Source organism: Leptospira venezuelensis (genome assembly GCF_002150035.1).
Taxonomy (GTDB): Bacteria; Spirochaetota; Leptospiria; order Leptospirales; family Leptospiraceae; genus Leptospira_B; species Leptospira_B venezuelensis.
Genome location: NZ_NETS01000011.1, coordinates 525,012 through 537,342, shown reverse-complemented (window position 1 = coordinate 537,342; position 12,331 = coordinate 525,012). Strand labels below are relative to the sequence as shown.

Below are 12,331 nucleotides of genomic sequence, written 5' to 3'. Positions count from 1 at the left end.
TGAAAAATCGAAAAAAATCGATCTAAGACTATTTACTTCAAGTTCACTTTAACTTGTAGAATACAATCACCTAAATAAGTAAAGGGTGTTCTATAATGTTATTAGAAAAGATCAGTACAGGCTCCGGCCTTAGGTTAGGAATTATTTTAGCCAGTACCAGAAAGGGAAGATTTGGAGAAACGGTCGCAAAATGGTTCGAAGAAATCTCGAAACAAGATTATAGATTCGAGACCGATTTAATAGATCTTTCTGAATTTTCTTTGCCTTGGGACATGTCGAAGGATATGGACTCAGATCTTCCTTTATTCTCTGATAGAATAGCAGAAGCGGATGCTTTTGTAGTAATTACACCGGAGTATAACCACGGATATCCTGCTTATTTAAAGTTGGCAATTGACTCACTTCATGAAGAATGGAATGCGAAGCCACTTGGATTTGTTTCCTATGGAGGAAGTTCTGGTGGTTTAAGAGCGGTGGAGCAACTTCGTAATGTTTTTGCAGAATTAAGAATGACCACCATTCGTGATTGTGTTAGTTTTCATTGGGCTCATGCCAGGTTTCATAACGGAAGGCCTACAGAGGAATTTCGTTACACATCTTCGGCTGAGAAATTATTGAATGAATTGTATTGGTGGGGAAACGTTTTGAAACAAGCTCGAATGAATTTCCACGGGTCCATTCTGAGGTCCTGATTTTAAGGAATAAATATGAAATTTACGTTTAGTAAATACCAAATCTTTGTAGTTGCCTTATTGGCATTTATCCAATTCACCGTGGTTCTTGATTTTATGATCTTATCTCCATTGGGAGTTCAGGTCATGAATCAATTGAAAATATCCACATCCAAGTTTGGTCTTGTAGTTTCCGCTTACGCATTTAGCGCCGGAATTTCCGGGATCTTAGCTGCCGGTTTTGCGGACCAATTCGATCGTAAAAAGATGTTATTATTCTTTTATACTGGTTTCGTTTTGGGGACTGTTCTTTGCGGGATCGCACCAAATTACGAATTTCTACTATTTGCAAGGATTGTAACAGGTCTCTTTGGTGGAGTGATCGCCTCTATAAGTTTTGCAATCATAGCTGATCTATTTCCTATGGAAGCAAGAGGAAGAGTGATGGGACTTGTGATGACCGCATTTGCTGCAAGCCAAGTTTTTGGTCTTCCTATCGGTGTATTCTTTTCTAATATTTGGGGATGGCAGTCTCCTTTCTGGATGATCGCTATTATTAGTGGTCTTGTTGGGGTTGCAGCTTTATTTAAGTTGGAACCAATCGTTTCCCACTTGGATCAGAGAACAGAGAATAAGGCGATCAAACATTTGATCGTAACTGCTAGCAATTCAAATTATCTTCCTGGTTTTTTGGCAACAATGCTTCTAGCAACCGGCGGATATATGCTTATGCCTTTCGGTTCTGCATTCAGTGTGCATAATTTAGGAATTACATTAGAAGATCTTCCTTTAGTGTATTTTGTAACTGGGGTTGTAAGTATGGCTGCAGGTCCTTTGATCGGCAGAGCAGCGGACAAATTTGGAAAATATCCTGTGTTCCTTATTTCTTCACTAATTGCTTGTGGAATCCTTTTCTATTATACTGCAATGGGAATCACACCTCTTTGGTTTGTGATATTGATCAATTCCGCTCTATTTATTGTGATTACAGGCAGGGTGATTTCGGCTCAAGCTTTGAATTCTGCAATGCCTGAATTGAGGGATAGAGGCGCTTATATGGCGATCAGTTCTTCTCTGCAACAGTTATCAGGGGGGATCGCATCTTATGCGGCTGGCCTTATTGTAGTCCAAACTCCGAGCGGATATATCCAGGGTTATCCGAATTTGGGTTATGTTGTTGTTATAGCTATTCTGATCACCGTTGCCATTATGTATAAGGTGAACGAATATGTTTCTTCCAAACAACCCGCCCCAGTAAAAGGTGAAAAGGAAGCAGCCTTAGTTTCTGAGACCTAATCGGATCTATTTTTCAGGGAAGAAGGTAAACTCTTCTTCTCTGAAAATATTAAACTGCGATTTAAGATTGCATTTAAAACCAGATTCCCTATCTTCTTTACCTTATGAGCGACATACAAGTATCCGTACTCAGCACTCCTGAAAATTACAAAACCATCCTACGTAGCAAAAATCATGAAGTAATAGCAGACGAACCCAAAGAAGACGGGGGAGGAGATCTAGGACCTTCTCCACATGAATACCTTCTTCTTTCCTTGGGAGCCTGCACTGATATCACTATCAGAATGTATGCGCAAAGAAAAAAAATGGATCTGAAAGAGGTAATCGTCGAACTAAATCTGACTAGATGGACGGATCGTACTGAAATCCAAAGGGTTGTAAAATTAGAAGGAAATTTAAGCGAGCAAGAAAGAGAAAGACTTTTGCAAGTAGCAAACGCTTGCCCTGTTCATAAAACTCTGACTCATCCTATCCAGATAGAAACCAAACTGGGTTAAAAGTAATTTTTTCTAAGCCTTCTTCCAGTTTCTTTAGGAAACGGAAGGCCGGAAAACTAGGTCCAATAAGTCGAAAAGAACCTTTCGATTCTATGAAATTTGTATTCTCTAAATATAATTATTTCTCTCTTTATCTAATCTTTGCATTCCTGATTTCCTGTGTTTCTTCCCTAAGAGTTCCAAAAGACGAATTCACATACGTGCAAAACGTCCAAGGCAGAACGGAAGAAGAGTTAGAATTAAACGCTAAACGAAAAATTTTAGAGAATGGACTCGGAGAATTTGTCCAAGGAACCTCTCAGGTTATAAGCGGAAAATTGAAGGAGATTATCGTAAATTCTTCTGTCGAAGGATTTGTGTTAGAATATTCTAAAATTGGTTCTACTCGTAAATTAGCAGGCGGTCTTTTCGAAATAGATGCTAAAGGTAAGGTGAATTCAAGAGCCATTGAAAACGCACTTAAAGAAAGATATAAAGACCTTGGAAAGCCTAAGTTTTTAGTATTTATTGAAGAGAGAATATTAGGAAAACAAAATATAAAAGACAGAGTCGGGATCACTGAGAACGAGATAGTCAGGGTCTTCTCTGATTTTGACTTTCTGGATAAAAAACAATTCTATCATGTTCTTTTTAAAGAAGGGAAGAAGGATCACGCCACTTTTTCGGAACAATCCTTTGAAGACAAAATATTATCTTTAGCCTCAGAATCAGAGGCTCAGATCTTACTTGTAGGACAAACGGAAGTTACTGATCTAGGAAGGATAGAAGATACTGGACTTCATTCTTATCAGTCGGTTCTAAGATTCAAAATTTTTGATGTAAACACCGCTCGGATTATCGCTGCAGATAATTCTGCAGGAGTTTCTCCTCATATCAATCCGAACACAGGGATACAAGAATCCATAAAAAGATCTGTGGAAAAGGCATATCCTAAGATCAAGGAGCAGATATCCGACAAATGGAAGCCCGGGAATCTGATACGTGTCAAAATAGAAGGCTTGAGTTATGATGATTATTTGGATAATGATGTGCAGGGAATTATACGAAACATCCAAGGAGTCAATCGGGTTACTGAGAGTTTTGGTTCAGATCCGAATAAAGGAATCGTTTTAGAAATAGAAGCGCTATATAACGGCGGAACTCTGTATCAGAAACTTAGAGAAAGAAAAGAAGATTTTGGTATGGAGTTTTCACAAAAAGAGGTAAAGTCCTCTTATATCCGATTATTCTTTAAAAAATAAGAATATTCTCCATTATTCAAATTTCTACAACTTTAGATCTAGTAATTTATTAATTTCTTTGCTGTTAGGTGAAAAAACGGATTGAAAGATAAAAATTTTAATTAGATAATCGCGGAGTGCAAGGCTTTTCGAATATCGACCAAGAGCCGAGTTACGGTTCATTCTCCGAACCTTTTCCTCGCAAATCCGAAGGATTTCCCAAGGATGATCCTATTGATAGACCTAATCAAGAAGATCAAAATACAAAAGATGAACTTTTAAAAAAGATCTCTGTCTTAAATCTGCTCCAACAGGCTGCAACAGCTGCGAATGAAGCAAACGATGTGGAGTCTGTACTTCAATTTTCAGTAGATCGTATCTGTGCTATTGCAAATTGGAAATTGGGTCTTGTATGTTTAGTGTTAGAAGATTCCGAAAGACCAGAATATTCTTCTATTTCCTTCTCTAGAGAAGAAAAATTTCTAAAAGAGTTTAGGAATTTATTAAGGACCAAATCTAAAAAAGAAGAATCTATTCTTACCGAAAGAGTCAGAAGCGGAAGAAAACCTATTTTACTTGAAAACTTTCCTTCTTATTTAAAAGGAGAATTAAGAGAACTTTGTCTCAAAGCAGGCATTGAAGCTGCAATCGGAATCCCTATCTTAGTAAAAGAAAATCTGGTTGGTGTATTGGAATTTTATTCCGGCAGTAAATCCGCAGATCCTTCTTTTTTTGAAGCTGTTTCACATATCAGTTCCCAGATAGGCAGGGTATTTGAAAGAAGGGATGCAGAAAATCATCTCAAGACGTCTGGAGAACAATTAAGAGCATTATCTGCCAGATTACAAGAGGTAAGGGAAGAGGAAAGGTTACTGATCGCAAGAGAAGTCCATGACGAGTTAGGTCAATTATTAACTGTTCTTAAAATAGATCTTACATTATTAAAAAATAATTTTCAGAAATCAAAAGGTTCCGAATCCGTTGTATCCGAACTTTTATCCATGATAAAGGTAGCTGACTCAGGTATCGAATCTGTACAAAGAATAGCTACTGAGCTTAGGCCCTTAATTTTAGAAGAATTGGGGCTATTGGAAGGGATCGAATGGTATGCTAAAGATTTCGAGAAACGGTCAGGAATTCGCTGCGAAATAAAGATCCCTACAGGAACTCTCTCGCTTGAAAAGGACCCTTCCGTCGCATTATTCCGCATTTTCCAAGAAGCATTGACTAATGCTGCAAGACATTCCAAGGCAAGTTGTATCCTGGTTTCCTGTTTGGAAGAAGGTCAATTTCTTATTTTAAAAATCCAAGACAATGGGATTGGAATTGATCCAAGAAGGATGAACCAATCTAAATCTCTCGGACTGATTGGAATGAGAGAAAGGGCAGTGGTCCTCGGGGGCGAAGTTTTTATCTCAGGCAGCTCTGGGAATGGCACAAGTGTGATCGTAAAAATACCAATCTCAACTCGAAATAAGGAGGATTTCCTATGATTTCCACATTGATTGCTGATGATCATTTATTGATCCGAGAAGGTTTAAGAAAGATCTTATCGGAAGAAGAAGATATAGAGATCGTTTACGAAGCGGAAAACGGGCAACAGGTTTTGGATTATCTTGCAAGTCAATCTGTGCAGGTTTTGATCCTGGATATTAATATGCCTTTGATGAGCGGTTTGGATATATTAAAATATGTTCATAAACTTTCTCCTGATACGCGGGTCTTGATCTTGAGTATGTATCCAGAAGATAGATTTGCAGTGCGCGCTTTGAAGGCAGGCGCCTCTGGTTATATTACTAAGTCAAGTGCAGGTGATGAACTCATCTCCGCTGTGCGCAAGGTGATAGAAGGAGCTAGGTATATTAGTCCTGAAGCTACCGAAATGTTAGTAAGAGAACTTTCTAAACCTTCTGATAGACTTCCTCATGAGACTCTTTCGGAAAGAGAGTTTCAGATACTTATGTTACTCGTGAAGGGTAAAAACGTTCGATCTATTTCAGAAGACCTCGGTTTAAGTGTAAATACAGTGAATACATATAGAGCTAGGATCTTCGAAAAGATGAGTCTGAAATCTACACAAGAGCTTGTTCGCTACGCTTACGACCATAAACTTTTGGAATAATTTCCAAGCTTGGTATACTTTATTTTCGTAATGTGTTTAGCTTTCTGTCACATTTCGTGTGACAGAAAAATTCCCCATTTAACGTAATCCATACGACGTATTTATGAAATAATTATTGTTGTTATTCCAATCATTTTACGTCATCATTCTCCTTTGTGTGCATTAGCCTTTTATTATAGGTTTAGGTCTTACCATGAAGAATGCTCCAGCAATAGATCCCAAACAAGACAAAGATTCCCTAAATCCAAAACAATTATTGGAGGTTCTCACTGCGTTTAAGCGAGGAGACTTCTCTAAAAGAATGCCTTTGGACCAAGTTGGGATCGCAGGTAAAATTTCAGACTTATTAAACGATATCATGGACCAGAATGATAGAATGGTCAAAGAGTTTGAAAGAATTAGTAATGAAGTAGGACAAGAAGGTAAAATTTCTCAAAGGGTGAGTGGAATTTCTTCTATAGGCTCTTGGGGAAGTTGTATGAATTCAATTAACTCTCTGATTGGAAATCTTGTGCAACCGAATACGGAAGTGATGAGGGTGATTGGTGCCGTTGCTGGTGGTGACCTTTCTCAGAATATGTCGTTGGAAATAGACGGAAGACCTCTCAAAGGTGAATTTTTTAGAACAGCCAAGATCGTAAATATCATGGTAGACCAGTTGAACTCATTTGCTTCTGAGGTGACTCGGGTTGCAAAAGAAGTAGGAACAGAAGGTAAACTGGGTGGACAAGCGGACGTTCGAGGAGTTGCAGGAACCTGGAAGGACTTAACGGATAGTGTGAACTCGATGGCGTCTAACTTAACTGGCCAGGTTCGTGATATTGCAGAGGTCACTAAGGCAGTTGCAACAGGTGACTTATCCAAGAAGATCACAGTGGATGTTAAAGGAGAGATCCTCGAACTCAAAAACACGATCAACACGATGGTGGACCAGTTGAACTCGTTTGCTTCTGAGGTAACCAGGGTAGCGAGAGAGGTAGGAACTGAAGGAAAGTTAGGCGGTCAGGCGGACGTTCGAGGAGTTGCGGGAACCTGGAAGGACTTAACAGATAGTGTGAACTCAATGGCGTCTAACTTGACAGGCCAGGTTCGTAATATTGCCGAAGTTACTACAGCGGTTGCCCGAGGAGACTTATCTAAGAAGATCACAGTGGATGTTAAGGGAGAGATCCTTGAGCTCAAAAACACGATCAACACGATGGTGGACCAGTTGAACTCGTTTGCTTCTGAGGTAACGAGGGTTGCAAGAGAGGTAGGAACTGAGGGAGAGCTTGGCGGCCAGGCAGATGTGCAAGGTGTTGCAGGGACTTGGAAAGACCTTACAGACAGTGTGAACTCGATGGCATCCAACCTAACAGGCCAGGTTCGTAATATTGCCGAAGTTACTACAGCGGTAGCCCGAGGCGACTTATCTAAGAAGATCACAGTGGATGTTAAGGGAGAGATCTTGGAATTGAAGGACACCATTAACACGATGGTGGACCAGTTGAACTCATTCGCTTCCGAGGTAACGAGGGTTGCAAGGGAGGTAGGAACAGAAGGTAAACTGGGTGGTCAGGCAGATGTGCAGGGTGTTGCAGGGACTTGGAAAGACCTTACAGATAGTGTGAACTCGATGGCATCCAACCTAACCGGTCAGGTTCGTAATATCGCCGAAGTTACTACAGCAGTGGCAACAGGCGACTTATCCAAGAAGATCACTGTTGATGTTAAGGGAGAGATCTTGGAGTTGAAGGACACCATTAACACGATGGTGGACCAGTTGAACTCATTTGCTTCTGAGGTAACGAGGGTTGCAAGAGAGGTAGGAACAGAAGGTAAGCTCGGTGGTCAGGCGAATGTCCGCGGAGTTGCAGGGACCTGGAAAGACCTTACAGACAGTGTAAACTCGATGGCATCCAACCTAACCGGTCAGGTTCGTAATATTGCCGAAGTTACTACAGCGGTAGCCCGAGGCGACTTATCCAAGAAGATCACAGTGGATGTTAAGGGTGAGATCCTTGAGTTGAAAGTAACGATCAACACGATGGTGGTTCAGCTGAACTCATTTGCTTCTGAGGTAACCAGGGTTGCAAGAGAGGTGGGAACAGAGGGTAAGCTTGGCGGTCAGGCAGATGTGCAGGGGGTTGCGGGAACTTGGAAAGACCTTACAGATAGTGTGAACTCAATGGCATCCAACCTAACAGGTCAGGTTCGTAATATTGCCGAAGTTACTACAGCAGTGGCAACGGGTGACTTATCTAAGAAGATCACTGTGGATGTTAAGGGTGAGATCTTAGAACTCAAAAATACAATCAACACGATGGTGGACCAATTGAACTCATTTGCGTCTGAGGTAACGAGGGTTGCGAGAGAGGTTGGTGCAGAAGGTAAACTGGGTGGACAAGCGGACGTTCGAGGAGTTGCAGGAACCTGGAAAGACTTAACGGATAGTGTGAACTTCATGGCAGGTAACTTGACAGGCCAGGTTCGTGATATTGCAGAAGTCACCAAGGCAGTTGCAACAGGCGACTTATCCAAGAAGATCACAGTGGATGTTAAGGGTGAGATCTTAGAACTCAAAAATACCATCAACACGATGGTGGACCAGTTGAACTCATTCGCTTCCGAGGTGACCCGGGTTGCAAAAGAGGTAGGAACAGAAGGTAAACTGGGTGGACAAGCGGACGTTCGAGGAGTTGCAGGAACCTGGAAAGATTTAACGGATAGTGTAAACTTCATGGCCGGTAACTTAACGGGCCAAGTGCGAAATATCGCCGAAGTTACTACAGCGGTAGCTCGAGGAGACTTATCCAAGAAGATCACAGTGGATGTTAAGGGAGAGATCTTGGAGTTGAAGGACACCATTAACACGATGGTGGATCAGTTGAACTCATTTGCTTCTGAGGTAACCAGGGTTGCAAGAGAGGTGGGAACTGAAGGAGAGTTAGGCGGTCAGGCAGACGTTCGAGGAGTTGCAGGAACCTGGAAAGACTTAACAGATAGTGTGAACTCGATGGCATCCAACCTAACAGGCCAAGTTCGTAATATCGCCGAAGTTACTACAGCGGTAGCCCGAGGCGATTTATCCAAGAAGATCACAGTGGATGTTAAAGGAGAGATCCTCGAACTAAAAGATACCATTAACACAATGGTGGATCAGTTGAACTCATTCGCTTCTGAGGTAACGAGGGTTGCAAAAGAGGTAGGAACAGAAGGTAAGCTGGGTGGTCAGGCAAATGTGCAAGGTGTTGCAGGTATCTGGAAAGATTTAACAGATAGTGTAAACTTCATGGCGAATAATCTTACAACTCAGGTAAGGGGTATTGCTAAGGTTGTAACCTCGGTTGCAAACGGAGACTTAAAGAAAAAGTTATATTTAGAAGCAAAAGGAGAGATCGCCGAGCTCTCAGATACGATCAACGATATGATCGATACATTAGGACTCTTTGGAGACCAGGTAACCACAGTTGCAAAAGAAGTGGGTATCGAAGGAAGATTAGGAGGCCAAGCAAGTGTGCCTGGTGCAGCAGGTCTCTGGAGAAACCTTACTGATAACGTAAACCAGCTCGCATCTAACTTGACTACTCAGGTAAGGGCGATTGCAGAAGTGGCAACAGGTGTGACCAAGGGAGATCTCTCTCGAACAGTTACCATCCAGGCCGCTGGTGAGGTCGCAGCCTTATCCGACAATATCAACGAAATGATCCGAAACTTGAGAGAGACTACTCGGATCAACACAGAACAAGACTGGTTAAAAACAAACCTTGCAAAATTCACGAGGCTATTACAAGGGCAAAGGAACTTAGTCAACGTAAGTAAACTGATCTTGTCTGAGCTTGCACCACTTGTTTCTGCGCAACATGGAGCATTCTTCATAACAGAAAACGTGGAAGAAGGTCCATTACTCAAACTACTCGTAAGTTATGCTTACCAAGAGAGGAAAAATGTATCCAATCGTTTCTACCCGGGAGAAGGTCTGATCGGCCAATGTTTCCTGGAGAAAGAAAGAATTCTCGTTACACAGGTTCCTTCCAGTTATATCATGATCAACTCCGCTTTAGGTGAGGCTCCTCCTATAAACATAGTCGTCTTACCGGTGTTATTCGAAGGAGAGGTGAAAGCGGTGATAGAACTTGCTTCCTTCTCCAATTTCACACCGATCCATTTGAACTTCTTGGATCAGTTGACTGAAAGTATCGGAATTGTATTGAACACGATTGCGGCCGGTATGAGAACAGAGGAACTTCTGATTCAATCCCAAACTCTTACAGAAGAGTTACAAGGACGACAAGAAGAGTTGACCAATACCAACCAACGTTTGGAAGAACAAGCCAAGTCACTGAAGGCCTCCGAGGATATGCTCAAGGATCAAAGGGAAGAATTACAGGAAAAGAACGAAGAGTTAGAGGAGAAAGCTAGACTACTCGCTAAAAAGAATAGCGAGGTGGAAAGAAAAAACAGAGAGGTTGAACAAGCAAGACATTCCCTGGAGGAGAAAGCTCGTCAGCTAGCACTTACTTCTAGGTATAAATCAGAGTTTTTGGCAAACATGTCTCATGAGTTAAGAACTCCTTTGAACAATATGCTGATCCTCTCTCGTTTATTGTATGATAATGAGAGCCGTAACTTGTCTGAAAAACAGACAGAATATGCAAAAACAATTCATAGTTCCGGAAATGATCTGTTACAACTGATCAATGATATATTAGATCTTTCTAAAATTGAATCCGGTAAGATGAGCGTAGATCTGGATTCCGTCTCGATCGAAGAATTGGGAGGGTATCTGGATCGTTCCTTCAGGGAGACAGCAAGGAATAAGGACTTAAAATTCCAAGTAGAAATAGATCCGGAACTTCCTTCTAGGATTACTACTGACTTGCAGAGATTGCAGCAGATTTTACAGAACCTTCTATCAAATGCATTCAAATTTACTCATAAAGGAGGGGTAAAATTAAGAATCGAATCTTCACCTAGTGGTTGGAGTAAGGATCATAAGATCTTAAACCAATCCGGTGGTGTGATCGCATTTTCTGTGATTGATACAGGTATTGGTATTTCTCTTGAAAAGCAAGGCCTCATCTTTGAGGCGTTTAGACAGGCAGATGGAAGCACTAGTAGAAAATATGGAGGAACAGGACTTGGACTTTCTATCAGTAAAGAAATCACTCGTATCTTAGGAGGAGAATTGAAGCTGGAAAGTGAACCGGAAGTAGGAAGTAAGTTCACTTTGTATCTTCCTTTGGATTATATCCAGGTAGAAGAAAATCCGATCGAACCTGACTCAATCAAATGGTCCGAGAATTCGGACAATGATTCTTCTGGCTCAAGTGATTCTTATGTAAGAAGTAAGATTAAAGCCACTCGAAGAGTTTTAGAAGATGAGACCCAAAATGAATCAAAAGAAAAGGTTTTGATCATAGAAGAAGACGAAACATTTGCAAAGTCACTTTTAGAGATCGCTAAAAGTAATGGGTTTAAAGGGACAGTTGCTTTGGATGGAAAGAGTGGAATCTCTGCGCTACAAGAATCTTCCTTTAATGCTGTCTTGTTGGACGTCCAACTCTCGGATATGGACGGAAGTTTAATCCTGAATTGGTTGAAACGAAATCCCAAACTCAGACAACTACCTGTTCATGTTCTTTCCGGAGAAAACGATTGGAGACGAAGTTTAGAAATAGGCGCGATCTCTCATTTGAGGAAGCCTGTTGGGATAGAATCTTTAAATGAGGCATTTGAGAAGATTAAAACCTATCTGCATAAAATTGATAAAACACTTTATGTTTGTGGAATAGACGGAGAACATTCTGAATTCCTAATGGATAAAATTACTTCAAAGGATCTTATTCTGAAGAGTATGGGGTCAGGCGAGGAACTTTTGGAAATTCTGAAAGAAGAAGTTCCTGATTGTATTTTGATTGGAAATAAATTTTCGGATATGTCGGTTTTCGATCTGGTTTCCAAAATTACACTATTGGATCCTGAAAGGACATTGATACTTTTTTATTCGGATGAAAAGAATGGACCTGAAAATTTTCAGAAACTTCTATCCTTCAATGGAACGAATATTCTTAAATTCGTAAATTCGTATGCAAGTTCTTTAGAAGAGATTAAGATCCATTTGCATGAACCTGAATCTGTTTCTAAATCTGGAGATACGTATTCTCTGGAAGGACATAAGGTTCTGATAGTTGATGACGATGTAAGGAATATATTCGCCTTAACGAGTATGTTAGAATTACATAAAATGAAAATTCATTATGCGGAAAATGCATTAGATGGAATTAATATTTTAGAAAAAAATCCGGATATAGAGATCGTTCTCATGGATGTGATGATGCCGGATATGGACGGATACGAAGCAATGAAAGTGATCCGTTCTAAAGCTGAATTTGTAAATCTTCCGATTCTGGCACTTACAGCAAAGGCAATGAAAGGGGATCGGGAGAAATGTATCGAGGCCGGCGCGACCGAATATATAACTAAGCCGGTAAGTGTAGATCATTTGCTTTCTCTGCTTAGGGTGTTGTTATGCAGGTAGATGAT

General features: G+C 40.8%; 7 protein-coding genes. All 7 read left to right on the top strand.

Features of this window, described 5'->3' with window-relative positions:
* Positions 1-95 precede the first annotated feature (95 nt).
* The gene (locus tag B1C82_RS18675) at positions 96-692 is read left to right on the top strand and encodes an NADPH-dependent FMN reductase (protein ID WP_086449091.1); all 597 of its coding nucleotides are present in this window, start codon (positions 96-98) and stop codon (positions 690-692) included.
* A 15-nt stretch (positions 693-707) separates the two neighbouring features.
* Positions 708-1,967: an MFS transporter gene (locus tag B1C82_RS18670; RefSeq protein ID WP_086449090.1), complete on the top strand. Its 1,260-nt coding sequence runs from the start codon at positions 708-710 to the stop codon at positions 1,965-1,967.
* Between the two features lie 104 nt (positions 1,968-2,071).
* Positions 2,072-2,464, top strand: coding sequence for an OsmC family protein (locus B1C82_RS18665; RefSeq protein WP_086449089.1), 393 nt, complete (start codon positions 2,072-2,074; stop codon positions 2,462-2,464).
* A gap of 92 nt (positions 2,465-2,556) precedes the next feature.
* Complete coding sequence (locus tag B1C82_RS18660; RefSeq protein ID WP_234008367.1) at positions 2,557-3,705, top strand: hypothetical protein; 1,149 nt, start codon at positions 2,557-2,559, stop codon at positions 3,703-3,705.
* Positions 3,706-3,821: 116 nt separating this feature from the next.
* Complete coding sequence (locus B1C82_RS18655; protein ID WP_086449087.1) at positions 3,822-5,177, top strand: GAF domain-containing sensor histidine kinase; 1,356 nt, start codon at positions 3,822-3,824, stop codon at positions 5,175-5,177.
* Positions 5,174-5,806: a response regulator gene (locus tag B1C82_RS18650; RefSeq protein ID WP_086449086.1), complete on the top strand. Its 633-nt coding sequence runs from the start codon at positions 5,174-5,176 to the stop codon at positions 5,804-5,806. The genes B1C82_RS18655 and B1C82_RS18650 overlap by 4 nt, the downstream gene beginning before the upstream one ends.
* Positions 5,807-5,999: 193 nt before the next feature.
* On the top strand, positions 6,000-12,326 hold the full coding sequence (locus B1C82_RS18645; RefSeq protein ID WP_086449085.1) for a HAMP domain-containing protein: 6,327 nt from the start codon (positions 6,000-6,002) through the stop codon (positions 12,324-12,326).
* Positions 12,327-12,331 lie beyond the last annotated feature (5 nt).

Excerpts from the sequence above, each read along its gene's own strand:
- B1C82_RS18675 (WP_086449091.1), top strand. The coding sequence starts at position 96 with ATGTTATTAGAAAAGATCAGTACAGGCTCCGGCCTTAGGTTAGGAATT.
- B1C82_RS18670 (WP_086449090.1), top strand. The coding sequence starts at position 708 with ATGAAATTTACGTTTAGTAAATACCAAATCTTTGTAGTTGCCTTATTG.
- B1C82_RS18665 (WP_086449089.1), top strand. The coding sequence starts at position 2,072 with ATGAGCGACATACAAGTATCCGTACTCAGCACTCCTGAAAATTACAAA.
- B1C82_RS18660 (WP_234008367.1), top strand. The coding sequence starts at position 2,557 with ATGAAATTTGTATTCTCTAAATATAATTATTTCTCTCTTTATCTAATC.
- B1C82_RS18650 (WP_086449086.1), top strand. The coding sequence starts at position 5,174 with ATGATTTCCACATTGATTGCTGATGATCATTTATTGATCCGAGAAGGT.
- B1C82_RS18645 (WP_086449085.1), top strand. The coding sequence starts at position 6,000 with ATGAAGAATGCTCCAGCAATAGATCCCAAACAAGACAAAGATTCCCTA.